Source organism: Pseudoalteromonas sp. SWN29, from assembly GCF_015864465.1.
GTDB lineage: Bacteria > Pseudomonadota > Gammaproteobacteria > Enterobacterales > Alteromonadaceae > Pseudoalteromonas.
The window spans coordinates 26,350-51,860 of record NZ_JADYXE010000017.1 but is presented as its reverse complement, the minus strand read 5'-3'; the positions used below and the strand labels follow the sequence as shown (position 1 = coordinate 51,860).

At 39.7% G+C, this 25,511-nt stretch carries 26 protein-coding genes; 14 read left to right on the top strand and 12 right to left on the bottom strand.

Features of this window, described 5'->3' with window-relative positions:
- Nucleotides 1–22: 22 nt before the first annotated feature.
- Nucleotides 23–985: a zinc-binding dehydrogenase gene (locus I6F53_RS08465; protein WP_197179530.1), complete on the bottom strand. Its 963-nt coding sequence runs from the start codon at nt 983–985 to the stop codon at nt 23–25.
- Nucleotides 986–1,049: 64 nt separating this feature from the next.
- On the bottom strand, nt 1,050–2,822 hold the full coding sequence (gene aceK / locus I6F53_RS08460; protein ID WP_197209397.1) for a bifunctional isocitrate dehydrogenase kinase/phosphatase: 1,773 nt from the start codon (nt 2,820–2,822) through the stop codon (nt 1,050–1,052).
- 117 nt (nt 2,823–2,939) lie between these two features.
- On the opposite strand from aceK, the gene I6F53_RS08455 reads away from it, so the two are divergent.
- The 3 genes from I6F53_RS08455 to I6F53_RS08445 all read left to right on the top strand — a co-directional run bounded on the left by I6F53_RS08455 (nt 2,940) and on the right by I6F53_RS08445 (nt 5,721).
- Nucleotides 2,940–3,887 (top strand): LysR family transcriptional regulator, encoded by a 948-nt coding sequence (locus tag I6F53_RS08455; protein ID WP_197209398.1) that lies wholly within the window; start codon nt 2,940–2,942, stop codon nt 3,885–3,887.
- 779 nt (nt 3,888–4,666) lie between these two features.
- Entirely contained in the window at nt 4,667–4,873 is a 207-nt protein-coding gene (locus I6F53_RS08450) for a hypothetical protein (RefSeq protein ID WP_007582523.1), read from the top strand.
- A gap of 416 nt (nt 4,874–5,289) precedes the next feature.
- A complete protein-coding gene (locus I6F53_RS08445) occupies nt 5,290–5,721 on the top strand; it encodes a hypothetical protein (RefSeq protein ID WP_197209400.1) in 432 nt (143 codons plus the stop codon).
- 12 nt (nt 5,722–5,733) lie between these two features.
- On the opposite strand, the gene icd is transcribed toward I6F53_RS08445, so the two are convergent.
- Nucleotides 5,734–7,002: an NADP-dependent isocitrate dehydrogenase gene (icd, locus tag I6F53_RS08440; RefSeq protein ID WP_197239162.1), complete on the bottom strand. Its 1,269-nt coding sequence runs from the start codon at nt 7,000–7,002 to the stop codon at nt 5,734–5,736.
- A 187-nt stretch (nt 7,003–7,189) separates the two neighbouring features.
- On the opposite strand from icd, the gene I6F53_RS08435 reads away from it, so the two are divergent.
- Nucleotides 7,190–7,993: a M61 family metallopeptidase gene (locus I6F53_RS08435; RefSeq protein WP_197239161.1), complete on the top strand. Its 804-nt coding sequence runs from the start codon at nt 7,190–7,192 to the stop codon at nt 7,991–7,993.
- Here I6F53_RS08435 and I6F53_RS08430 read toward each other — a convergent pair.
- Entirely contained in the window at nt 7,990–8,541 is a 552-nt protein-coding gene (locus I6F53_RS08430; RefSeq protein WP_197239160.1) for a hypothetical protein, read from the bottom strand. The two genes, I6F53_RS08435 and I6F53_RS08430, sit on opposite strands and share 4 nt — an antisense overlap.
- Before the next feature lie 370 nt (nt 8,542–8,911).
- Here I6F53_RS08430 and I6F53_RS08425 point away from each other — a divergent pair, with 370 nt between their 5' ends.
- Both I6F53_RS08425 and I6F53_RS08420 read left to right on the top strand, forming a co-directional pair.
- A complete protein-coding gene (locus I6F53_RS08425; RefSeq protein ID WP_002961566.1) occupies nt 8,912–9,079 on the top strand; it encodes a hypothetical protein in 168 nt (55 codons plus the stop codon).
- 139 nt (nt 9,080–9,218) lie between these two features.
- Nucleotides 9,219–10,061: a transporter substrate-binding domain-containing protein gene (locus I6F53_RS08420; protein ID WP_197239159.1), complete on the top strand. Its 843-nt coding sequence runs from the start codon at nt 9,219–9,221 to the stop codon at nt 10,059–10,061.
- 85 nt (nt 10,062–10,146) lie between these two features.
- Here the strand turns inward: I6F53_RS08420 and I6F53_RS08415 are convergent, their stop codons facing one another.
- From I6F53_RS08415 to rnm, 5 genes are all read right to left on the bottom strand, one after another.
- Nucleotides 10,147–10,728, bottom strand: a complete 582-nt coding sequence (locus tag I6F53_RS08415) for a YceI family protein (protein ID WP_007582505.1) — start codon at nt 10,726–10,728, stop codon at nt 10,147–10,149.
- 1 nt (nt 10,729) lies between these two features.
- Nucleotides 10,730–11,281 (bottom strand): cytochrome b, encoded by a 552-nt coding sequence (locus tag I6F53_RS08410; RefSeq protein WP_197239158.1) that lies wholly within the window; start codon nt 11,279–11,281, stop codon nt 10,730–10,732.
- A 353-nt stretch (nt 11,282–11,634) separates the two neighbouring features.
- A complete protein-coding gene (locus I6F53_RS08405) occupies nt 11,635–12,471 on the bottom strand; it encodes a segregation and condensation protein A (protein WP_197239157.1) in 837 nt (278 codons plus the stop codon).
- 6 nt (nt 12,472–12,477) lie between these two features.
- A complete protein-coding gene (locus tag I6F53_RS08400) occupies nt 12,478–13,098 on the bottom strand; it encodes an L-threonylcarbamoyladenylate synthase (protein WP_166421539.1) in 621 nt (206 codons plus the stop codon).
- Nucleotides 13,095–13,949 carry an RNase RNM gene (rnm, locus tag I6F53_RS08395; RefSeq protein WP_197239156.1) on the bottom strand — a complete coding sequence of 285 codons (855 nt, stop codon included), beginning with the start codon at nt 13,947–13,949 and terminating at the stop codon, nt 13,095–13,097. The genes I6F53_RS08400 and rnm overlap by 4 nt, the downstream gene beginning before the upstream one ends.
- Nucleotides 13,950–14,413: 464 nt before the next feature.
- Here rnm and I6F53_RS08390 point away from each other — a divergent pair, with 464 nt between their 5' ends.
- From I6F53_RS08390 to trpA, 6 genes are read left to right on the top strand one after another with little or no spacing between them, the layout of a single operon-like run.
- Complete coding sequence (locus I6F53_RS08390; RefSeq protein ID WP_197239155.1) at nt 14,414–15,982, top strand: anthranilate synthase component 1; 1,569 nt, start codon at nt 14,414–14,416, stop codon at nt 15,980–15,982.
- A 1-nt stretch (nt 15,983) separates the two neighbouring features.
- Nucleotides 15,984–16,586 carry an aminodeoxychorismate/anthranilate synthase component II gene (locus tag I6F53_RS08385; RefSeq protein ID WP_197239154.1) on the top strand — a complete coding sequence of 201 codons (603 nt, stop codon included), beginning with the start codon at nt 15,984–15,986 and terminating at the stop codon, nt 16,584–16,586.
- An 11-nt stretch (nt 16,587–16,597) separates the two neighbouring features.
- Nucleotides 16,598–17,635: an anthranilate phosphoribosyltransferase gene (gene trpD / locus I6F53_RS08380; RefSeq protein WP_197239152.1), complete on the top strand. Its 1,038-nt coding sequence runs from the start codon at nt 16,598–16,600 to the stop codon at nt 17,633–17,635.
- The gene (gene trpCF, locus I6F53_RS08375) at nt 17,628–18,992 is read left to right on the top strand and encodes a bifunctional indole-3-glycerol-phosphate synthase TrpC/phosphoribosylanthranilate isomerase TrpF (RefSeq protein ID WP_197239151.1); all 1,365 of its coding nucleotides are present in this window, start codon (nt 17,628–17,630) and stop codon (nt 18,990–18,992) included. Before trpD ends, trpCF begins: the two co-directional genes overlap by 8 nt.
- A gap of 7 nt (nt 18,993–18,999) precedes the next feature.
- Nucleotides 19,000–20,184: a tryptophan synthase subunit beta gene (trpB, locus tag I6F53_RS08370; protein ID WP_166376206.1), complete on the top strand. Its 1,185-nt coding sequence runs from the start codon at nt 19,000–19,002 to the stop codon at nt 20,182–20,184.
- On the top strand, nt 20,181–21,002 hold the full coding sequence (trpA, locus tag I6F53_RS08365; RefSeq protein WP_197239149.1) for a tryptophan synthase subunit alpha: 822 nt from the start codon (nt 20,181–20,183) through the stop codon (nt 21,000–21,002). The genes trpB and trpA overlap by 4 nt, the downstream gene beginning before the upstream one ends.
- A gap of 118 nt (nt 21,003–21,120) precedes the next feature.
- Here the strand turns inward: trpA and I6F53_RS08360 are convergent, their stop codons facing one another.
- A complete protein-coding gene (locus tag I6F53_RS08360) occupies nt 21,121–21,699 on the bottom strand; it encodes a type 1 glutamine amidotransferase domain-containing protein (RefSeq protein WP_007582489.1) in 579 nt (192 codons plus the stop codon).
- Between the two features lie 790 nt (nt 21,700–22,489).
- A complete protein-coding gene (locus I6F53_RS08355; RefSeq protein WP_197239147.1) occupies nt 22,490–22,759 on the bottom strand; it encodes an HU family DNA-binding protein in 270 nt (89 codons plus the stop codon).
- A gap of 191 nt (nt 22,760–22,950) precedes the next feature.
- Between I6F53_RS08355 and I6F53_RS08350 the strand changes: the two genes are divergently transcribed.
- The gene (locus I6F53_RS08350) at nt 22,951–23,526 is read left to right on the top strand and encodes an inner membrane-spanning protein YciB (protein WP_197239146.1); all 576 of its coding nucleotides are present in this window, start codon (nt 22,951–22,953) and stop codon (nt 23,524–23,526) included.
- Between the two features lie 66 nt (nt 23,527–23,592).
- Nucleotides 23,593–24,234 (top strand): CPBP family intramembrane glutamic endopeptidase, encoded by a 642-nt coding sequence (locus I6F53_RS08345; RefSeq protein ID WP_197239144.1) that lies wholly within the window; start codon nt 23,593–23,595, stop codon nt 24,232–24,234.
- A 109-nt stretch (nt 24,235–24,343) separates the two neighbouring features.
- Here I6F53_RS08345 and prpF read toward each other — a convergent pair whose 3' ends face one another.
- Nucleotides 24,344–25,510: a 2-methylaconitate cis-trans isomerase PrpF gene (prpF, locus tag I6F53_RS08340; protein ID WP_197239143.1), complete on the bottom strand. Its 1,167-nt coding sequence runs from the start codon at nt 25,508–25,510 to the stop codon at nt 24,344–24,346.
- Nucleotide 25,511 lies beyond the last annotated feature (1 nt).

Sequence of the window (25,511 nt, the reverse complement as noted above, 5' to 3'; positions counted from 1 at the left end):
GTCCCAGTGTTACATCTCATGGTTATTCTACAAGTAAAACCACTTTTCCTGCGTTTTCATTACGCTCTAAAATAGCGTGAGCTTCGCTTGCTTCGCCCCATGGTAGTGTTTTATACAGGTTAAAGTCGTACTTTTTAGTAGCAATATCATTGTAAAAACGCGCTACAAAGTCGTCGCGCACCTGGCGTTTAAACTCAATACTACGATTTCTAAGCGTTGATGCATGAAACGAAATACGTTTGCGTAAAAGCGCGGCAAAATCCACTTCTGCAAAACGTCCATCTAAAAATGCAAGCATAACAATTTGGCAATCCATCGCTGCAATAGCGGCATTTTTATTTAAATAACTACCCGAAACAGGATCTACAATTGCATTTGCTGTTAACTCATGTTCTTTCATGTATTCTACAAAGTCGGTAGTTTTGTAGTTAATTGCATGATCGGCACCGAGTTCTTTTGCATGTTGGCATTTATCATCCGTACCGGCAGTAACAACAACGGTAGCACCTGCGCTTTTAGCCATTTGAATTGCAGCACCGCCTACGCCACTCGCACCTGCATGAATAAGTGCTGTTTGTCCTTTTTGCAATTTACCAAGCTCAAATAACGCGCCAAATGCTGTTAGGTACACTTCGCTTATTGCAGCGCCTTCAGCCATTGTTACATCATCGGGTAATTCCATAAGCTGCTTTGCATCAACGGCTACATATTCACTATAAGCGCCGCCTGAGCACAAGGTAAAAACACGTTTATTAAGCCAAACTCTATCAACTTTACCGCCAATATCACTAACTACACCAGCGCATTCTAAACCTAAAATTGGGCTATCTCCCGCAGGAGCCGGGTATTTTCCTTGACGCTGCATGCTATCTGCACGGTTCACACCTATAGCTTCTACTTTTACGAGTACTTCATGGCTCTTTAAAACCGGTTTTTCGGTTTCACTAAATGCAAGATTGCCATCTTCATGAGAAATATATTTCATTGTCGCTCCAAGTTTAAAAACTGTAATTACATATAGATGGGGATGAACACAGATTCAAACAACCTCAAAATCGCCAACTTTGTTTATAAGGATAAACATCGGGTAGATAGCCATTATATATTTGTTGCTGGCAGCCTTCCCAAAATGTCGCTAAAAACAAATGACTGTGCTCGTTATTAAAATAGTTAAACGCAAGTTCGTTAGCACTAAAAAACACCTTAAATTGGCTCGGAAATATATCATTTTCGGCTATATCAAAATACGAGTGGCTACTTAGCTCTTCAAGTGCATTTTGGGTTTGTGGCACCTCTCTAAAGTTGCAATCGGTCAGTGGGCAAATTTCGTCAAAGTCGTAAAATACCACTCGTCCCCATCGCGTTACGCCAAAATTTTTCATTAGCATGTCGCCCGGAAATATATTAGCGCCGGCAAGCTCCTTTATTGCTTTACCGTAATCATGCATCACTCTTTCTAAGGTTTTGTTATCGCATTGGTTAATATACAAATTAAGCGGGGTCATTTTACGCTCAACATAAACGTGCTTTAAAATAAGTGCCTTGCCCGATATAACCATACTGCTACCAATTTGGTTTTTCATCTGCTCGAGCAGTTCGTCGCTAAAACGACTTAAATCAAACGCTAAATATCTAAATTCGTGTGTGTCTACCAAACGACCAACCCTATCTGCTTGTTTTACAAAGTTATATTTTTCTTTCACCTGTGCTTTAGTAGCTGTTTTTGGCGCGCTAAATTTGTCTTTTATTACTTTATATACGTAATCTAGCCCTTCAATAGTAAAGACCAGCATTACCATGCCCGGAGTACCTGGCGCTGTAACATATTTAAAGTTGGCTGGACTATTTTTAGTGGTATCAACTTTGTGCCGATAAAACTCAGTTTTGGCGTGCTTTATAAAACCAATCGCGTTAAATAATTCAAAGCGTTGTTTGTGCGGCATTAACACGCTTAAGTAATCTACATAACGAGCAGGCTGGTCGGTATCAACCATAAAATACGTGCGCGCAAAACCAAATAATAAACTTAATTGATCGGCGCCCATCATTACAGCATCAAGCTTTAGTCCCTCATCGGTATTTAAAATAGCGATAGCAAAAGGCATGTTGTCGCCATTTTTAGCAATGCAGCGCCCAATTAAATAACAGGCTTTGTTTCTAAAAAATAATGAGTTGGCGTATTCAATATAACCGTCGTTTAAATTTATAAGTTCGTACACCTGTTTGCATTGCTGCTTAGCGCCTTGCATTAATGTACTTTGTAACGTGGCTACATCGCTCGCTAACTGACTAAATGGCAATCTAAACACTTGATTAGTAATAAGCGTTTTAACGGCGTTATTAAACCCGTTTTGTAGCGATATCCTGCTCACTAAGCTTTCATAAGAGCGCGGCTCACTACGATACTTTGCTTTTAATACAAACAAATGCACAGTACGAATTTTTTTATCGTCCCAAATTGCGCCAAACGTTGAGTTAAAAAAGGTATGCGCAATAGGTTTATTTTCGTGATTTTGTACCATATCGCCATAAATATTTTTAGCTAGCTGCCACGTTTGCGGGCAAGTAAGTTCAGCGTAAGCAATAACTCGCACTGCTTCACTCACATTTTTTACTTCGCGCTCATACACTTGTAAACGCTCACGCATAGCGCTTTGTACATCATGGTATTTTTGTTGTTCAAAACGGCTTTGTGCACCCAGTGTAATATTTAAAAATTGCGAAAACATAGCCTCAAAACCAGCAAAAATAGATCGTGCAAGCTTACTGGCTACAACGCGTTGTAGCGCATTATTAGATTGATTTGTTAGCCTATTTTGCATAAATACAGCACTTATATTGATGCCAGTTATGGCGGTTATTTTTTATTAATTGTTTACACCTTAGCAAGCAGGCTTTAATTTAGATAATTAATAAAGCATATAATTTAAATTGATCATATGAATATAAGAAACGTCGATCTCAACCTTCTCGTTTATTTAAATGTGTTAATAGATGAAAAAAGTGTGTCTAAAGCTGCAAATAAACTCGCGCTTACGCAACCTGCTATGAGTAACGCATTAAAGCGTCTGCGCGATTTATTTGACGACCCGCTACTTGTGCGTGCCGCTGGCTCAATGACGCCAACAGCTAAAGCACTTGCATTAAAGCCCGAAGTTGAGGCGCTATTAAAAATGGCCGAAGCTATTACGCAGCCTAGTGAGCAATTTAACCCTGCAACGGCTGAAGTTACGTTTAGAATAATGGCAAACGACTACATAGAGTCGACCTTAATAGCCCCTTTTATAACCGCGCAGCTTAGTAAAAACCCCGGTATTAATTTCGATATATTAAGCCCAAGCGACGTAAACCTACAAGACATGGAAAAAGGCACTATCGATTTAGCCATAAACCGCTTTAATGGCCTACCACGCTCGTTTCATCAAGCCAGTGTTTGGCGCGATAACTACTGTTGTTTAACGCATCCTAAAAATACATTTTTACAACGTTCAGGGTTAGACGACTACTTAAAAAAAGAACATATTTGGGTAAACCGTGCAGGTTGGGGGCCAGAGGCTGCTGTTACTAATAAATCGGGAAAGCAAAAATTAGGCTGGGTAGACGAAGCGCTTTGGCAACTCGAACAAACCCGTAAAATACGTGTTTTTACTCGCCACTACATGGTTGCAAGCCTGCTTTGCCAATCAGAGGAACTTATTGCCACCCTACCGCGCAGGCAAGCTAAGTTATTAACTTCTCATACTGATTTAGTAATCAGCCCGGTGCCGTTTCAAATAGTGCCTATTGAGGTAAAAATGATATGGAGCCCACTGCTGCACCATGCCCCTGCGCACCAATGGTTAAGGCGTGAGCTATTAGTGTTTGCTAAAACAATTGCGGACAGATAATTAAGAGTAAGCATTTAATTAGTACTCAAGAGCCTAACGCGAAAGCCAGTGCTATGTACTGAATCATCAGATTTTGAGCTGATAGCTTGGTTAGCATTTTAAATACATTGTGTTAGAAACTACCTAATAAAAGCTGGAAGTCCAGCTCAAATACAATGTTCGCTAAAGAATTGAATCAAAATAGGTACTGCGTTATTCTTAATGAGTAATATAATGCCAATAACTTTAGATACTCGTTATCAAGAACCTACGACATATTAAAAAATGGAATTTTATGTACCAATACTTATATTTAAAATGTTCACTTATAATGAGCAAGGCCACCAAAATTAGCTTTATTCCTTTCTCTAAAGTTGAAACTGATAATTTAAAAACTCTCTTATTTACTGCACGACTTTTTGTTTATATAGCTCTTGCATACTTTTTGAATGGGTTAGGTACTTTTGTATATGATGTTCATGAAGTTGTTAATTTATACAACTTTGAACAAACTTGGAGCGTAATATTTACAAACATTCATCAGACTCTACTATTGAAAAAATTATTATGGGAGATGTTATTTAGCGCTACTATATTAGCGACTGGTGGTGTATTGGCCGCAATAGTTTCGTTCGGGTTTAAGTATGAAAGTAAAAGTGACTAACCTCAAGCCTTTGCTGTACTTTAAAACCTTATGCTATTGAAGCTGAAATGATTAAGGCACTTAACTTTCCTCCTTTGACACATAGCGCTAATAATATAAAAATTCAGACAAAGTATTTTTAATAGGTAATTTATAAATGGATAGTGCATCAATAATTGCGTGGAGTGTTTTGTTTGGCGGCATAGGTATTGGCTACCTTACTTACGGGCGAAGAAAAAAAGCCGTAGTTCCACTTTGTATTGGTTTATCGTTATTGGTGTTTCCGTACTTTATGACCAGTGTTAGCATGCTACTGATTGTAGGCGCTATTTTAGTGGCCATTCCCTACTTTGTTAAAATTTAACATTGTTATTGCTATTGTGACGGCTAAATAAAATACACGCGAAAATAAAAAGCACCATGGTATTCAACTTTGGGAAAATACCGTGGCGCTTTTGGAAATCGTCGATATAGGAATCTACCTACAGTGTATTATTAGCAAGCTTAGTACCAACTTCATAAAATAATTAAAATTCAATAAAAACAATTAACTAAGATTCCTTCTTTATTCCTCAACTCCTCCCTCTGTTCCAGTTTTGTGCACACTTTCACGACTTTGCACCAAATTAATTGGCATTATTTAAGGTTGTTTCCTGCGTTCTATTAACCATTAAATTTTACTATTGATAAAATCAATATCAGTTATTGAAAACAACAATTTCATTAATAATACACTTAGCGCTAGAGTGAAGTTAAGCCAACAAACTAAGAGTAATTATTATGACAACAGCTTCTTTCACACGCCAAGACGGATTATTCATCGATGCTAACTTGCATCAATTCATTGAAGAGCAGTTATGCACTAAAGCTAACACCACTGAAACTTACCAAGCATTAGCTACTTTAGTGGATGAGTTTGGTTGTAAATGCCGTAAAACAAAACATCAACCAGATGACGTATTAGAAGTTGATACATTATTAAACGCATACCAACTTAAAAACCACCCGCTTTGCCATGTTGATGCGCAAACTACGGAAGCCGTTTTAGACGAATATTGCTGCCAGGTTCCTGCAATTATTGTTGTTGCGTTAATGGATACGCTTAGTGGTACGCAGTGCGATGAACCTGAAGCACATGAGATTTACCATCGTGCAGCGCAGTTAACCAACCGCCCTTGTATGCACAGAGTAAAAACTGCCTCAGCAGCTTAATAATGGATGTATTTAAAAGTGCTCGATAACCTTCTTTGCAAAACTAGTACAAGTTAAGGTTGTCGAGTTATGAATACTTGAGTTATCGCTCTGCTCTTGCGCTAAATCAAAGGTTACTTCACCGCTTTTAAATGTTTGCTCTAAGGCATTTTCGATGAGTAATGCAGCCTCTTCCCACCCCATAAATTTAAGCATTAATACTGCACTTAAAATACTGCTACTTGGGTTTGCTTTGTTTTGCCCTGCTATACGCTCAAACGTGCCATGTGTGGGCTCAAAAAATGCGACATCGTTATTTAAATTTGCAGCAGGCATTATGCCAACACCACCAACCTGCGCGCTGAGCATATCCGCTAAAAAGTCGCCGTTTTGGTTAGTAGTTACCACTACATCAAATTGCTCTGGATGCATTAAACATTGCTGCAGCATATTATCGGCTATAACTTCTTTAATAATTAAGGGCGCTTGATGTGCTCGCTCTATTTGCAGCCAACGGCCATTTTCGTGTGCAGTGGCATTAAACTCATTTTGTGCAAGTGCAAAGCCCCAACGTTTAAATGCCCCATCGGTAAATTTAAGTACATTGCCTTTGTGCACTAGCGTTAATGATTCACTATCGTTTTTAAGTGCATAGTTAATGGCATAGCGCATTAGTCGCTCAGAGCCTTCTTTAGATATATTTTTAATACCAATTCCGCACTCTTGTGTAAAACGAAGCCGAGTTACCCCCATTTCCTCACATAAAAAGTCGAGCATTTTTTCACTTTCTACACTGCCCGCTTGCCACTCAATACCTGAGTACACGTCTTCGCTGCTATCACGAAGTACTGTTATATTTGTTAAAAATGGATTTTTTAAAGGAGAAGGGAGCGCACTAAAACCTTTTATAGTGCGCATATTTACAAACAAATCCATTTCTTGCCTGAGTGCGACATTAAGCGATCTAAAACCACCACCCAGTGGTGTGGTTAACGGCCCTTTTATGGCGATTTTACAGGCACGTACCGCGTTAATTGTTTCTTGTGGAAACCAGTCACCGTCATACAGCTTTGCGGCCTGCTCGCCATTATAAACCTGCATCCAATGAATTTTCCGTGCACTTTTATAACAATGATCAATTGCACTATCAACAACATGGCGCATTACCGGCATAACATCTAGGCCCACGCCATCGCCATCAATAAAGGCAATGATAGGTTCTAACGGTATTTGCCAGTGTCCTTGTGCATCAATAGTGATATTTTGGCCGTGCTCAGGAACTTGAATATGCTGATACGTCATGGCTAAAACCTAACTTAAAATAACGATTAATTGATTAAACCATGCTTAGCTAGGAGTGTCTGTATTTGTACTTTTATAGTTGCTATCATTTTAAAAAATAAAGAATTAGGCGTGATTATTTATCCATTTAGTTGGTCTTGTATATTAGAATTTTCGTACCAGTTATTAATTACAGCGGAGCACTTTAATGAAATTATTTTTTGTACTGCTACTATCAATCAGCTCTTTTAACGTATTAGCCGTTGAGGTAGTCATACATAACCTTAGCTCGCTCTCAAGTAATGCTAAAAACACAGTGTCTACATGGGTTAATCAAAGTGTTGAAAAAACACAAAATACTCTGGGGCCTTTAAAACAAACCACATTGCCTATTTACTTAAAACCACAATACGTTGCTTTTGAGCCTGTACCTTGGGCTACAGTTAAGCGCAATAACCCCGATGGGCTTGAGCTACATATAGATCGCTACGCTAGTTTAAATGCATTCACTAAAGATTGGACGCTATACCATGAACTTTCGCATTTATATTTACCGCTGCTTCCTTACTCTGGCTTTTGGCTAAGTGAAGGTTTTGCCAGTTATATGCAAAACGTAATAATGCGTGACAGCGGTATAATTACCCAGCCGCAGTTTGTACAACGTTTAAATGCAGGATTTGACCGTGCCCGCCTGCAAACCAAAACAAAAACACAACCTCTTAATAAGCTCTCTGCCGATATGTGGAAACAACGAGCCCAACAACGTGTTTATTGGACTGGTGCAGCTTTTTTTGCTCAGGCCGATTTGGAGCTACAAAAACAAGGGTTATCGGTCGCGGGTATAATAAAACAGTATCAAATATGCTGTAGAGCCGCTCGCTCAAATGCTAAAACATTTATAAAAGAGTTAGATAAACTATCCGGTAGTAGCGTTTTTACAACACTCTATACAAAATATAATACCCGTACTGACTTTCCTGATATTAGTAAAGAGCAGTTAAACACGCTTTAACGGCTGCCCTGTTTTATATAGTTACTATATTCAACCAGCCCTTGCGCATTAAAATTAGTTGAGTACTCATTCATAAAACCATGCAAAAAATTGGTTTTATAACACTTAACATCCGCTTTGGTGCTTAAAGCTTTAATAACTTCATCAACATTAAAGTGACTCTCACTTGCTGGGAATATGAACTCACAGGGTACTTTTGCGCTTAAATTTAAATTATGCCTAATTTGCGATGGATAAAAGCCAATTAACTTTTTAAGGTGTGTATTGCCTGTTAATAACTGTGCTCGCCATGCCGCACTTGCTCCCGCGCTAAACGCAATACAGATAGTTGGTACGGTTAGGCTCTCAAAGCATTTTTGAACTTTAGCAGTGTATTCATCATGACCACACTTCTGCATAAAGTTATCGTAACTATTTTGTTCATTTTCAATAGGTTGGTAGTTTCCACTGTAGGGGTCTACAATAGTTATATTCGCGCTAATTACTTCTAACAACCTCATTAAAGCAGGGGTTAAACCATAAATATCACTCGCTATTAGGTAATTCATACTTATCCTTTGGTAACTAAAAATGGGCTTTGTAAGCAGTTGATAAGATTTATTATAAATATTTTTACAAAAATAGCTTGCACACAATTTATATATAAGTTACCTTCCCTCTCTGGTTTAAAGAAACCGCCGCGGTTAACCATTTACCCTGATCCAGTAAGCCCCGCAAAACGTATATTTGAAAGCTAAGTTATTGTACGGCGAGAACCCCTTGAATAATACCGAGATGATTTTTTACTATCATCGCAAAAGTGTCATAAAGATCGTCAACACTGTAATGAAGCTAAACACAACATCGTTAATTTATTAACTGCAATTTGCTATAAAAATATAGCGCAGAATAAATAACAAGAATAAAGTGAGTTTTATTATGTCTTATAAATATAATGGGTCTATGATCCAAATTGCACATCCAGTGCAATCAATTTCAGTAAACAAACATCGTGTAATCTTTAGTGATACACAAGGTTTAAAAAATGCATTGTTTCAAAAAGCGAGTGATGCACGCCAGTTTGTTAAGTGGCTAAAAGCTAACTAAGCAACACATAACTTTAATTGCCCTTTTATTATTGCAATTATTGATAAGATATTATGCCAGCCTCGTTGCTGGCATTTTACTTTTTAGCTCTTTATTGGTTACAATAGTTTTACAATAATAATTACTGGCAGCTGTTGTAATGCTCCGTATATTTTTAACTTTCTTACTTTTTTTCTGTTTGAGCTCAATCAGTAATGCAAGAACCATTACTTGGTTAGCGCACGACTTTGCACCCTACTATATTTTAAATGGTCAATACCAATATCAAGGCCGTGACGAAAGCATAATTGCACTTCTTGAAAAACAACTCCCCACTATTACATTTAAACGCATGATCATTCCCTCGGGTAAAGTAATTCAAGAGCTTTCGAATAATTCGCATAATGCGTGTGCATTATCGCTTTACAAAAACGATGACAGAAAAGAGCACATTTATTTTACAGACGAAAGCTCAACAACAGGCCTTTCGCCTTCTATTGCCCTGCATAAACGATTGGCTGATGCGCTAAATATTGAGGATTCAAGTGAAGTATCGTTACTTGATTTATTACAAGATAAAAAACTAACGCTTGGAGTCTCTATGAGCCGCTCTTATGGGCAAGAGATAGACTCCTTAATAAACAGTACACCCAATATTAATTTGGTAATAAGACCCACCCGCGATAGCTTAGCGAGCCTTACGTATATGCTTAACTTAAAACGGATTGATATTTTACTGGGTTACCCAAGTGAGCATTACTATTTAGCTAAATCAATGCACTTTGAGGGAAACTTAACGCAGCGTCCATTAACCGAATCTCCCGCGTTAAGTTATGGCTTTATTGGCTGTACTAAAAACGAGCAAGGTGAAAAAGACATCGCGATTTTAAATGAGCAGCTAAAAATAATTAAAAAAACGCAGGCTTATAACGATTTACTTATGCGCTGGTTACCTGAACATTTAAGGCCTTTATTAAAGTCGCGTATAAATAGCACAAAATAAATAGACTAAAAATCGTTTAATTCGAGTTTCTGCTAAGCAAAAAAAAACGCCACAGTAAGTGGCGTTTTTATATTTAAAAACAAAATTACTGACGAACACCTTCTATTGATAAAATAATATCAACATGAGTAGATGCAGGTCCTAAGTTGTAATCAATACCGTAATCGGTAAGTTTAAGGCTGGTTTCGCCTTCAAAACCTACGCGGTAACCGCCCCATGGATCTTTACCTTCACCCACTTTATCAATTTCAAAAGTAATAGTGTTGGTTACGCCGTGCAGCGTAAACTCACCGGTTACGTCAGCCTCTTCACCGTCTTCATCAAACTTAATGCTTGTGCTTTTAAATGTCGCTTTTGGGTATTTATCTACATTTAAAAAATCTTTACCATGTAAATGCTTATCGCGCTCTGCATGGTTAGAGTCAAGGCTAGTGGTATCAATATTTACCATAATTTTTGACGCATCAGGGTTTTTAGCATCGTAACTAAATGTGCCGTCAAAAGTATTAAAACGACCATATAACCAGCTGTAACCTAAGTGTTTAATTTTAAAATTAACAGATGCGTGCCCGCCTTTTGTATCAATTACATAATCAGCTGCATTGGCGGCTGTTGCCGATAACATCATTGCAGCCGAAACGGCTGTGCTTACTAATAATTTTTTCATTTTAATCATCCTTTAATGGTTTGATCATTCTAATTAAGGTTTTATCTTTATCGATAAAGTGATGTTTTAACGCCCCTAGTGCATGCAATACTGCAAACCCGATTAATGTGCACGCGCCGTAATAATGTACTTTTCCTGCAATATCGGCTTGGTCATCAAAGGCAAAATCAAGCGCTGATACGTTAAATAAACTAAACACTTCTATTGGACGTCCGTCTGCGGTTGATATTAAATACCCTGCAACAACAATAACGGCCAAAATAATATACATAGCAATATGCGCAGTATGCGCTAATTGGTTCATGCCTTTACTTTCACCTAATGGTTTAGGTTGTGTAGATAAAGCACGCCATAAAATTCTAAATAAAAATACGGCCACAAGCGTAATACCGATGCTTTTATGTAAATCGAGCGAGCCTTTATACCAGCTATCGTAATAAGTAAGCTCAACCATATATAAACCTAAACCAAACAGGCCAAAAATAGTTAGCGCCATGAGCCAATGTAAAATAATGGCGACAAGTCCGTAAGATGAAGGTGTATTTTTAAACATGTGTAACGTCCTATAATGCAATGACGTTACAATATAGTGCAAAGAGGTAAATGCAAATAACATTTACAAACACTTTACGTGCGTATACGCACAGAACTTCATTGTATAAAGTCAGTTTTGCAAATAATACCAATCTGCTTGTATATGGGGTCTATTTAACGTTAAGAAAATTACGCTAGAACTAGGCAGAATTTTTTGTATCTAGTTGTTCTCGGCAATTGCTCCCTGCATTGCTCTACCTCCTGCATCCATGCAGTCGTAAATAAAAAATTTTTAACGACGTAATAGTGCAATTTAATTCGTTAAATTGCTCAAATATTCATGCAGGTTGGTATGAGATTAAACAGATACGTTTATAGGGTGGATTGCTCGCTTAAGCTGACATAAATTAAGCTCTCAGGGCTTACTTGCAAACAGGTAACAAGCCCTTCTTTAATAAGCTCTAGCATAGCGATAAAGCTCACGACTACACCACTTCGTCCCTCGCTTGGCGTAAACAGTTTATTAAATACTACTGCGGTTTTTGCCTGCGATAATTGCTGTAATATTTGGCTCATACGCTCTCGGGTAGAGAGTACTTCTGCAGTAATTTGATGATGCTCAAATGTTTTTGCGCGCGCCATTACATCACTCAGCGCCAGCATTAAGTCTTTAAGTTCAAGTTCGGGGAGGTTTTGACTTGTATCTTCACTTATTGGCATAGCGGCATGCGCTATAAAAATATCACGACCAACACGAGGGATATCGTCGAGGTTTTCGGCGGCTTGTTTAAACAGCTCATACTCTTGCAGGCGTTTAATAAGCTCAGCACGAGGATCTTCTTCCTCTTCAAGCTCTTCGTGTACTGGCAATAATAAGCGCGACTTAATTTGCGCAAGTAACGCAGCCATTACTAAATATTCACCCGCAAGTTCGAGTTGAAACTCGGTCATCATTTCAACGTAACTTACGTACTGCTCTGTAATACTAAAAATAGAAAGCTCGAGCACATTAAGCTTATGCTTTTTAATTAAATACAGCAGTAAATCGAGTGGACCTTCAAACGTTTCTAATATTATTTCGAGCGCATCAGGCGGAATGTATAAATCTTCTGGTTTGTCTACAACCGCTTTACCATGCAAAAAAGCCAGTGGCAGCTTTTGCTGCACTGGCTTTTCACTGTTTTTTGTATCTGCAGTGCTTTCGCTCACTACTTATTACTCAAACGGGCTTGTATCACCACAACCAACACGTAAAATTTTAATTTCATCTTCTGATAAATCAATTACTGTGGTTGCTTGCTCGGCTAAATAGCCACCGTGAATAATTAAATCAACGTGTTTGTCTAATCGCTCTAATATTTCATCAGGATCTGATTCTGTAAATTGCTGACCCGGTAAAATTAACGAACACGACATGAGCGGCTCACCAAGTTCAGCAAGTAACGCGCACGCTATTGGATGTTCAATTACACGCATACCAATCGTTTTTTTCTTGTCATTTAATAAACGTTTAGGAACCTCTTTTGTGCCTTTAAAAATAAAGGTATAAGGCCCTGGCGTATTATTTTTAATAAGTCTAAATAGCTGATTATCTACACGTGCATAAGTAGCAAGCTCCGATAAGTCACGACAAACTAGCGTAAAATTATCATTTTTTTCAATACCGCGAATGCGCTCTATGCGCTCTTTGGCTTGCTTATTACCAATGTTACAGCCAATCGCATAGCCCGAGTCGGTTGGGTAAACAACAACGCCGCCCTGCTTAATAATATCAACAGCTTGACTGATCAGTCTTGGTTGCGGGTTATCTGGATGAATGTGAAATAATTGACTCATAATAATGCCCCTTCTTGTCCTTCCCAAGCTTGCCAAACACCTTGGCAGTCTTTAGGTAGGTATAAGTTTTTGCCAAGCTCTAAATAGCTTGTCGGAAAATGAAAATCAGACCCTTGCGAGCAAAGTAATTCGTACTCACGGCTGAGTTCACCTAAAAATTGACGTTCGCTTGGCGCCTGTTGAGGTTGTGCAACTTCCATTGCGTCACCCCCTACACTTTTAAATTCTACTAATAACTTACGTAGCCACTTGTTTGACATTTGATAGCTACTTGGGTGCGCAAGGACCGCAACACCACCAGCGGCATGAATAGCCTCAATGGCAGTTTGCATAGTGCACCAGCAGCTTGGTACGTAGCCTGTTTTACCACGCCCTAAGTACTTTTTAAATACACCTGGAAAATTTTTGGCTACGCCACGCTCTATTAGTGCGCGTGCAAAATGTGCACGTGTAATTTGCGCGTCTTTTGCTAACTCTTTAGCTTGCTCGTATATGCCATCAAAACCATTTTTTGCAAGGCGAACACCAATTTCTAGTGCGCGCTCTTCTCGCTTTTGCTGCTGAGCCGATAATAAAGAGATGAGGTCAATATTATCAATATCAATATTTAAACCCACAATATGAATTTCAAAGCTCTCCCATTTGGTAGACACTTCGGTACCCGTTATTAATGAAAGCGGTAAGTTTTCAGCTTCAATAAATTGCTGCGCAGGCTTAATTGCCGCCACAGTGTCATGATCGGTAATAGCAAACACATCAATATTTTTATCAACAGCGCGATGCAATAATTCTTCAACCGTTAAACGCCCGTCTGAATGTGTGGTATGGCTATGTAAATCATATTTTTTCAAAAGAAAACTGCTTAAAATTAAGGGTTAGTGGTGTTTATGTAAGTATAACAACTTTTTTGACTAAATTGTTTTAAATAAACACTTGACACAAAAGCATAATATACGTTTTACTGTAGCCACTTTCAGACACATTAAGAATTAACAATAATGATCAATTCAAACTTAAACACTATTTGGTGGTGGCACTCGTAATTTTCGGGTGATGAATTGTCGTGTCTAACAAAAATTCAAAACCCGCAACTATGCGGGTTTTTTTATAACTAAATTTTACGAAACGTATACGTTAAAAATATTTAATAAATTTTGAGGCAGAAAAACATGAATAACGGTCTTACTCTTACACATCGTTGGTGGTGGCGCCTGATATAGCGGGACGGTAATGATCTGTTTGTAATTTAGATATCGTTATTCAAACCCCGCATTGCAAAAGCATTGCGGGGTTTAATTTTTTGAGGGAATGAGGTTTGATTTTTAGTCATATAACTACCACACCAGGCGAAGTAACAAGTATTACGCAAGTACGCGACTATATTAGTAGCCCTCTTGCATTATACGCGGCACTTGATAAGCCTAACTCACTACTGCTTGAATCGGCTGAGATTGATTCTAAAGACAGTGTGAAAAGTTTAATTTTAGTCGATTGTGCCCTGCGCATTGTATGCCAAGGTAAAACGGTAATCGTTACTGCAAAGTCAAATAACGGGCAGCAACTGCTTAGCTACTTACACGCTAATGTTAAAAGCTGTACAGCCACGCTAAACGATACAACATTAACGCTTGAGTACTTAAGCGCTAATAATGATATTGACGAGGCGAGCAAGCTGGTTGCTGACAATGCATTTAGCGCCCTTCGTACTTGTATTAACAGTATTAAAAGTACTACTAACAATCCATTTTCGGTATTTTTAGGCGGTGTATTTGCCTACGATATGGTGGCAAACTTTGAGCAGTTAAGTGACGTGCCAGACGGCGAAAACACCTGCCCAGATTACGTATTTTATTTAGCCGAAACCTTAGTGGTTATTGATCATCAAAAACAAACAACTGAGCTTATTGGTAATGTATTTAACGGGCCAGACGTACACGCAAATTGCTTTGAAGTAGGTAAAGAGCTTGAGCGCTTAAATACACTATGTGATAACGCTGCTGAATTTAGCGCGCCTATGCAAAGCGGCGAGTGCGACGTAAGCGTTGATATAAGCGACGAAACGTACTGTGAGCAAGTAGTAAAGCTTAAAAAGAACATTGTAGATGGCGATATTTTTCAGGTAGTGCCGTCGCGTACGTTCTCTCTACCTTGCCCTGATGCTTTACATGCGTATAGCCAACTTAAAAAGCAAAACCCAAGTCCGTATATGTTTTATATGCGCGATGAAGACTTTGCATTATTTGGCGCATCTCCCGAATCAGCACTTAAATACACTGTGCAATCTCAGCAAGTAGAGGTATATCCAATAGCGGGTACTCGTCCGCGTGGTAAATTTGCTAATGGGCAAATAAACCCAGATCTAGATAGCCGTATTGAGCTTGAACTCAGAAACGATCAAAAAGAGCGCGCCGAGCATTTAATGCTTGTCGATTTAGCCCGTAACGACGTAGCCCGTATTAGTGTTGCAGGTACTCGTTTTGCTAAAGAGCTATTAAAAGTAGACCGCTACTCTCAAGTAATGCATTTAGTGTCGCGCGTTGTAGGTACTTTAAAACCAGAGCTTGACGCACTGCATGCTTACCAAGCGTGTATGAACATGGGCACACTTGTTGGTGCACCAAAAGTGCGTGCTGCTGAACTGGTACGTCAAACAGAAGGCAAGCGCCGTGGCAGCTACGGTGGTGCTGTAGGTTATTTAACAGGCGATGGTACGATGGATAGCTGTATTGTTATTCGCTCCGCTTTTGTTAAAAATAATATAGCCTATGTGCAAGCAGGTGCCGGTGTAGTGTTTGACTCAGACCCTATTTCAGAAGCAAACGAAACACGCGCTAAAGCACAAGCGGTTATTACCGCCATTAAATCTACGTACAAGGCGGTATAAAATGAGTGAAGCTAATCCTATCAAAATCTACTTTTTAGATAATTTTGACTCATTTACTTATAACCTTGTTGATGAGTTAACTATGCTTGGCGGTGAGCTCGTTGTTTACAGAAACAACATTAGCGCTGAGGTTATATTTAATAAAATGCGCCAAGAGCAAGGTCAAGTACTATTAGTCCTTTCGCCAGGCCCTGGCACACCAAGCGATGCGGGCTGTTTAATGGAGCTTATTGAGCTCTCTAAAGGGCACTTCCCTATGCTGGGTATTTGTTTGGGTCAACAAGCGTTAACCCAAAGCTACGGTGGAGTAATCGGTCACGCCGGTGAAACCGTACATGGTAAGTCTTCAATTATTAATTTAGGCGAGCACCCTGTATTTGATGGTATGGGTAATACAATGCCTGTGGCGCGTTATCATTCATTAATGGCAACAAAAGTGCCTGACAATATTGAGGTAATTGCCCAATATGAAGATATCCCTATGGCTATTTATCATCCTGATGACAACGCGTTGGGTTACCAGTTTCATCCAGAATCAATACTAACGCCAAACGGCGCTAAGCTACTTCAGCAAAGCGTCGCTTACCTAACACGCGCTAAATAAAAGAGGACATTATGAGTACACAACCAGAACAACCCATCAATGTTCAACACGCTATTGAGCAACTAATTACTGGGCAATCATTAAGCTATGCCGACTCTAAAGCACTGTTTGATGAAATAATGCAAGGCAACATGAGTGAAATTGAGCTAACTGCCCTACTTATAAGCCTTAAAATTAAAGGCGAAGTAAGCGACGAAATTGCAGGCGCTGCGGCCTCTATGCGTGAAAACGCCGTTGCCTTTAATACAACTAGCGCGCAACTTGCCGATAGCTGTGGTACCGGTGGCGATGGTTCAAACACCATTAATATAAGCACAACAGCCGCTATTGTTGCCGCAGCTGCTGGTATTAACATGGTAAAACATGGCAATCGCAGTGTATCGAGTAATTCAGGCTCTGCCGATTTACTAAAAGCCCTGGGCATTAATATAGATATGAGCCCAGAGCAAGCAGCAAAGTGCCTAGAGCAAACTAACTTTACTTTTTTGTTTGCACCGCATTATCACAGCGGTGTACGCCATGCGATGGGCGTACGTACAGCGCTTAAAACACGTACTATTTTTAATATTTTAGGCCCGCTTGCTAATCCAGCTGCACCTGACGTGCAATTGTTAGGCGTGTATAACGAGGCGTTATGTATGCCAATGGCGCAAACACTTAAAACATTGGGCACAAAGCGCGCTATGGTAGTTCACGGCTCGGGGACTGACGAAATTGCCCTACACGGCCCAACAACGGTAGTTGAGCTTAACAATGGTGAAATTACACAGTACACACTTAACCCTAGCGACTTTGACCTTGCAAACTATTCACTTGAACAGCTCGCTGGTGAAGGTCCACAATACAACGCAAATGCAAGCCTCGCTATTTTACAGGGTAAAGGCACAGAAGCTCACAATGCCGCCATTGTGGTTAACGTAGCTGCATTGTTATACCTAACAGGTAAAGCGCAATCTTTAAAAGAAGGTGCGCAGCAAGTAAATACATTATTAAGTTCAGGCAAGGCCATGAACACATTAAATGCAATTATTGAGGTAAGTAATGGCTAACGTATTAGACAAAATTGTTGCTGATAAAAAATTAGAACTGATTGAGCGTAAAGCCGCGCGTCCGCTTGAAAGCTTTAAGCACCTTGCAGTGCCTACCAGTCGTAGCTTTTATAAAGCGCTTGCAGCGCCTGGCACACAGTTTATTTTAGAGTGTAAAAAAGCATCTCCATCAAAAGGGCTTATTCGTGAGCCATTTGATTTAACCGAAATCACCTCGGTTTATAAAAAATACGCCACCTGCATGAGCGTACTAACTGATGCTAAGTATTTTCAAGGCAGCTTTGACTACCTCGAATTTGTACGTAGCCAAGTAGAACAACCGCTTATCTGTAAAGACTTTTTTATAGACGAATACCAAGTGTACATGGCACGAATTTATGGCGGCGATGCTATATTACTGATGCTTTCGGTACTTGATGACGAAAGCTATAAAGCTCTACATGCAGTTGCCGATTCTCTGAATATGTCGGTATTAACCGAAGTAAGCAACGAAGAAGAAGTACACCGCGCACTTGCGCTTAATGCACAAATTATTGGTATTAATAACCGCGATTTACGCGATTTAAGCACCGATTTAGCCACTACCGAAAAGCTACGCAAACTTATCCCAGCAGATAAAGTGGTTATTTCGGAATCGGGTATTTACACCCATCAAGACGTAAAACGTTTAGCTCCATTATGTGATGGCTTTTTAATTGGCAGCTCACTTATGGGCGAGCGTGATTTAGAGCAAGCATGTCGCCGTGTTATTTTAGGCGACAATAAAGTATGTGGTTTAACACGTAGCCAAGATGCACAAGCGGCATATCAAAACGGTGCTGTTTATGGTGGTTTAATTTTTCATCCTAAATCGCCTCGCTATGTCGATTTAGATTGTGCAAGAGAGCTGAGCCAAAGCGCACCACTTAACTTTGTTGGTGTATTTGTAGATGCTCCCATTGAGCAAGTTGCTCAATACGCAAGTGTGCTAAAATTAGCGGCAGTTCAATTACATGGCCAAGAAAGTGACGATTACATTGCTGACTTGCGTACACAGTTACCAACTAATTGCGAAATTTGGAAAGCCCAAGCAATAAAAGATGCATTGCCAACGCCTGTAAATGGGGTTGATCGACACCTTTACGATACGCACAGCGACACGCAAGCTGGCGGTACAGGTAAAGCATTTGATTGGTCGGTGCTTAGCGGCGCAACTACACCATTTATGCTCGCTGGAGGCTTAACTCCAGACAATATTAAAGATGCGCTTTTTAAAGGTGCCTTAGGCCTTGATTTAAACTCAGGCGTTGAAGAATCTGCGGGTAAAAAGTGCCCTAACAAATTACATAATGCTTTTACAAGCATCAGAAATTATTGAGGTTAAAATGCAAAATCCAGCTTATTTTGGCGAGTTTGGCGGTATGTTTGTACCTGAGTTACTTGTCCCTGCACTTAAGCAGTTAGAAAACGAATTTAACAAAGCACAAAAAGATCCTGAGTTTCAGGCAGAGCTAAGTAAATTATTAAACGAGTATGCGGGTCGTCCTACCCCACTTACTTTAACGCGCAATTTAGTTAAAAACCCAAAAGTAAAACTGTATCTAAAGCGTGAAGACTTACTACACGGCGGCGCACACAAAACGAACCAAGTACTTGGCCAAGCGTTACTTACTAAGCGTATGGGTAAAAAACAAGTCATTGCTGAAACCGGTGCTGGTCAACACGGCGTTGCAACCGCGCTTGCATGTGCACTACTGGGTTTAAAATGTCGTATTTATATGGGCGCAAAAGACGTTGAACGTCAGCAACCTAACGTATTTAGAATGAAGTTAATGGGTGCAGAGGTTATTCCGGTAACAGCGGGTTCTGGCACATTAAAAGATGCAGTGAATGAAGCGCTGCGTGACTGGTCAGCAAATTACCAAGACGCGCACTACCTACTAGGTACAGCTGCGGGTCCTCACCCATTCCCAACAATTGTACGCGAGTATCAAAAAATTATTGGTGAAGAAGCTAAGCAACAAGTACTTAAAGCAGAAGGTCGTTTACCTGACGCCGTTATTGCCTGTGTTGGTGGTGGTTCAAACGCAATTGGTATGTTTACTGACTTTATTGACGAGCCAGGCGTTAAATTAATTGGTGTTGAGCCTGCTGGTAAAGGTCTTGATACAAATGAGCACGGTGCAACAATTTGTAAAGGCACTAAAGGCATATTACACGGTACTTATACGTATATTATGCAAAATGACGATGGCCAAATTGAAGAGTCTTACTCTGTATCAGCGGGCCTTGATTACCCAGCTGTTGGTCCTCAACATGCATTTTTACACGAAACTGGTCGCGCTCAATATGTAGCTATTACCGATACAGAAGCGCTTGATGCGTTTCAGTCGCTTGCTAAAAATGAAGGGATTATTCCGGCACTTGAATCAAGCCATGCGTTAGCTTATGCGCTTAAGTACGCAGAGGAGCTAACCGAGGAAAGTGTTATAGTGATTAATTTAAGTGGTCGTGGCGATAAAGATTTAGCACACGTTCACAATGTACTAACTGAAAGAGGTCAGCTATGAGCCAAGTAAAAACGGATCGTTACGGCAAAATGTTTGCAGCGCTTAACGAGCAAAAACAAGGTGCGTTTGTACCATTTGTAACGATTGGCGACCCAGGTAAAGAGCAAAGTATTGCGATTATAAAAAGTCTGATTAACGGCGGCGCTGATGCGCTTGAGCTTGGTATTCCGTTTTCTGACCCAATTGCAGATGGTCCAGTAATTCAAAAAGCTAATATTCGCGCACTCAATGTGCACATTAACACACAAGATTGCTTTGATATTATTAAAGAAATACGTGAGTATAATGCCGATATTCCAATTGGCTTATTATTGTATTCAAACCTTGTGTTTAAACGCGGTATAGAAGCATTTTATAAAGATGCAAAAGCGGTAGGTGTAGACTCTATTTTAGTGGCTGATGTGCCTCTGCATGAATCTAAAATGTTTAGAAAATCGGCAATGGATAACGGTGTAGACCCAATTTTTATTGCAACACCTAATGCAGATGATGACACACTTCGCCAATGCGCCTCTTACGGTCGTGGTTATACGTATTTACTATCGCGCGCAGGTGTTACCGGTACCGATACTAAAGCACAAATGCCAGCGGGTAATATTGTTACTAAATTAAAAGAATACCATGCAGCCCCTGCTCTTTTAGGATTTGGCATTTCAACGCCAGATGATGTAAAAGCGGCTCTTAATGCAGGTGCAGCCGGTGCTATTTCAGGCTCTGCTGTGGTTAAAATTATTGAAGCTAACCTTAATGATTTACCAACAATGACCGCGCAACTAAAAGCATTTGTAGCCGATATGAAAGCAGCTACATCGCTTTAAGCCATCGCTATAAGCTAACTAGGGCGTGTTTTATACGCATTAAAAAAGGGCATTTAAAATGCCCTTTTTTGTTTTTTAAAATCAAACGCTGTATCAATATCCAAACGTTTTAAAAAAATTAGTGAGCTTGGTGTTTACCCTCTAAAATCTCTTCAATAAATTTAGCATTAAATGCTTCTAAATCGGCGGGACTTCGGCTTGTTACTAAGCCTTTATCTACACATACTTCTTGGTCAACCCAATTAGCGCCTGCATTAATTAAATCGCTTTTAATACTTGGAAAAGAGGTAATGGTACGGTCGCGCAATTTATTAATTTCAGCTAACAACCACGGCGCATGGCAAATAGCAGCAACGGGTTTGTTTTTTTCTGCCCCAAAAAAGCCATCAATAAAGGCTTTAGCATCTTTATCTTGGCGTAAACTGTCTGGGTTAAATAAACCACCAGGAAGCATAAGCGCGTCGTAATCAGCAGGGTCTGCGTTTGTAACTAGTTTATCTACTGTTACTTTATCGCCCCACTTGTCTTCATCCCAGCCCGTAATTTGGCCTTCTTTAATTGATACTATTTCGATGTTTGCACCGGCATCAAGTAATGCGCTGCGTGGAGATAAAAGCTCACTTTGCTCAAACCCATCAGTGGCTAAAATTGCAATTTTTTTGCCTTGTAAACGTGTGCTTGTTTGTAATGTACTCATTGAGATCTCCTTATTTGATACCAACCTGCATAAATCTTTGAGCAATTTAACGAATTAAATCGCACTATAACGTCGTTAAAAATCTTTCATTTAGAACAACTAGATACAAAAATTATTGCCTAATTCTAGCGTGATTTTCTTAACGTTAAATAGACCCCATATATATGCAGATTGGTATTATTAAAAATATATTCGAAACACACAGTTAAAAAGCACGATGCATGCCGAAATCAAACCATTGAAAATAAAGGAGTTAATTCAAGTTGTGCCACAGTGCTATGTAAATCATTTAGACAATATGAATAATCTACATAAAGCAGATACAACACAGCTTTGGCACTCGATGATTAAATACTGAAGCTGACTTCTCGCGCGAGAAAGTTCGGCGCCTACAACTCATGCTCGGCATTATGTTTATTTTTGTAGACGCACAACTTGTTGGCGTTTAAAAGCGCAGTTTTTATGTTCAGTGATTAAGTAATTAGAAGCTGCGCTTCTCGCGTGAGCAAGCTCAACGCCTACAACTCAAGCACAGCATTATGTTTATCCTTGTAGACGCACAACTTGTTGGCGTTTAAAAACGCAGTTTTTATGATGGGTAGTTAAGTAATTAGAAACTGCGCTCCTCGCGTGAACAACCTCAGCGCCTACAACCAAGGTGTAGATATAGGTTTAACTTGTAGACGCGCAACTTGTTGGCGTGATGGGCAAAGCCCATAATTTGTATGTTGAATAATATATTTAATAACTTCAACCAAGCTCAGCAAACGCCCAAGCTAAGTAATGCCATTTAAAGCAGATCTTTTAACGCTTTAGCCGGTTTAAAAACCGCTTTATTTGCGCCCTCGATTTCAATTACAGCGCCTGTTTGCGGGTTACGCCCTGTACGCGCTGGATAGTAACTTAGTACAAACGTACCAAAGCCATTAATTTGAACCTGATCACCCTCAGAAAGTGATTTAGTAATTACTTTTTGCAAGCTTGAAAGTGCCGCTTGAGAATCTTTTTTTGTTAATTCACTTTTGTGTGCAATGGCAGCAACGAGTTCTGCTTTATTCATTTTAGGCTCCTAAATACACGCCAAATCAGTGTTGGTTAAGCGTGGGAATATGATGATATAAAAAATACCAAACCAAATTGGCAATAAAGCCACGCAGGCTAAGGGTTACAGGGCAACAAGTCAACCTTGTAGTTGCTAAGCTTTATGTGGTAAAAAGCCTTTGACTCTTTTTTGTATAATTTAGGTAAGCTATGCACGCATTAATTGAATACATCCCACTCATACTGTTTTTTGCAGTTTTTAAGCTAGTCGATATTTACTGGGCTACCGGTTTATTAATGGCAACTACGCTCATTCAAGTTGCTTATAGCTACTTTAAACATGGCTCTGTGCCTACTCGTCAGTGGATATTTTTTGGCATTGCTGCCGTGTTTGGTACGTTAACGCTAGTACTTCACGATGAGCAATACATTAAATGGAAAGCAACGCTGATATACGCAGGTTTAAGTTTAACGTTACTTATTAGCCGTTATGCACTTAAAAAAAATCTCGTTAAAAAAGCGCTTAGCTCAATACTCGATAATGCTAATGATACAAAACAAGCCATTGTTGTACCTGAGCCTTTATGGAATAAGCTCAACCTAATGTGGGTTGTAATTACTGCTGGCATCGCAGCACTAAACATTTATATTGCATATAATTTTTCACTCGACTTTTGGGTTAACTTTAAAGTATTTGGTTTAATGGGTATTACTTTTGTGAGTATTTTTGTAACCATTATTGCACTTTATAAATACCTCCCTAGTGAAGAAGAACCTGCAAAGTAAGCCCCCTCGTCATAAAAGTGTCGTCTTAGCTTGATAGCTTATTAAAAAAAGTAAGTTGAGACGACCTTGAACGCCAATCAATATCGCTGGTTTGAATTTACCCTCATTCTTGTATTGCTACCCTTATTGGGCTTTGGATTGCGCGAGCATTTAGCTAATTGGCTTATTCCTGCGCTTATTATTTTAATGAGCGTGTGTTGTATGTTGCTACTGGGCGATCCACATTTTAAACGTTTTAGGCTTACAAGCCTTGGGCAATTTTCTGCGGTTAAAAAGCGTGTGTTTAGCTTCTTTTTTTTAGGTGCACTGTTCTCAGGTATGTTTTACGGGATTATTCATCAGGGAAACTGGTTTACCCTTCCCCGCAATTCGTTTAATGATTGGCTTTTACTGTTGTTGCTCTACCCAATACTGTCGGTTATTCCTCAAGAGTTAATATTCAGAACGTACTTTTTTCATCGTTATAAACGAATTATGCCAAAAAAAGCCGTGCGTATAATAATTAGTGCAACTGTATTTGCGTTGCCGCATATTGTGTATGCAAATTGGATTGCAGTAGGTTTAGCATTTTTAGGTGGCTTACTGTTTGCTTATACCTACGCACAAAGCCGCTCAACCTTTGTGTGCGTTATTGAGCACAGTTTATGGGGGCTTTGGATGTTTACCCTTGGAATTGGCAGTTACCTCGATTCAGGCGCTATGAATTAGTGCTGTTTTATTATTAGTTTTAACAATAAAGAAAGCGCATAAGCATTTTGATGCTGCAAATTAATCATAATACTTATGCGATGGCTGTAAGATAGTTATTAATGAGGAGTTACTGAGGAACTCTTACAACTCCTTCCATTAGTACACGTGCACTGCGGCTCATGCTTGCTTTAGTAACTTGCCAATCACCTGTATTATTTTTAGCTTCAGCACCTACTTTTAGCGTACCTGATGGGTGACCAAAGTTAACTTCACTTAATGCGCCGCCACCAGCGGCTATATTTACAAGTGTGCCTTCAATAGCGGCAGCAGTGCCAATAGCAACCGCAGCTGTCCCCATCATGGCATGGTGCAGTTTACCCATCGACATAGCGCGCACGAGTAAGTTAATGTTTGCAGCCTCAATAAGCTTACCGCTAGACGCTGTATAATCTAAAGGCGCTGCAACAAACGCAACCTTTGGCGTATGTTGGCGAGCTTGCGCTTCATTAATGTTAGTGATTAAGCCCATTTTAACAGCACCATAAGCACGAATGGTTTCGAGCTTTTCAAGTGCAGCAACATCGTTATTTATATCGTCTTGCAGCTCTGTGCCGGTATAGCCAATATCAGCGGCGTTAATAAATACAGTAGGAATACCTGCATTTATCATTGTTGCTTTTAAAGTACCCACACCCGGCACCTCTAAGTCATCAACTACATTACCTGTTGGAAATAACGCGCCATCGCCATCAGCGGGGTCTATGAACTCAAGTTTTACTTCAGCTGCTGGAAAGGTAACGCCATCGAGCTCAAAGTCACCGGTTTCTTGCACTTCGCCATTGTTCATCGGAACATGCACTAATATGCTTTTTTTAATATTAGCCTGCCACACGCGCACAATAGCAACACCGTTATCGGGTACTCGGTTTTTATCGACCAAACCATTACTAATAGCAAAAGCACCGACTGCTGACGTTAAATTGCCGCAGTTACCGCTCCAATCCACAAAGGGCCTATCTATAGCCACTTGACCAAATAAGTAATCAACATCGTGCTCGGCTTGCTCACTTTTACTTAGGATTACGGTTTTACTGGTACTTGATGTAGCGCCGCCCATGCCATCCGTTTGCTTAGCATACGGATCGGGGCTACCAATAACACGCAGTAATAAGTTATCCCGCGCCTCACCTGCTACTTGAGCAGGCTTTGGTAAATCAGTTAAATTAAAAAACACACCTTTACTGGTGCCGCCACGCATATAGGTTGCAGGCACTTTAATTTGCGGTTTAAACATA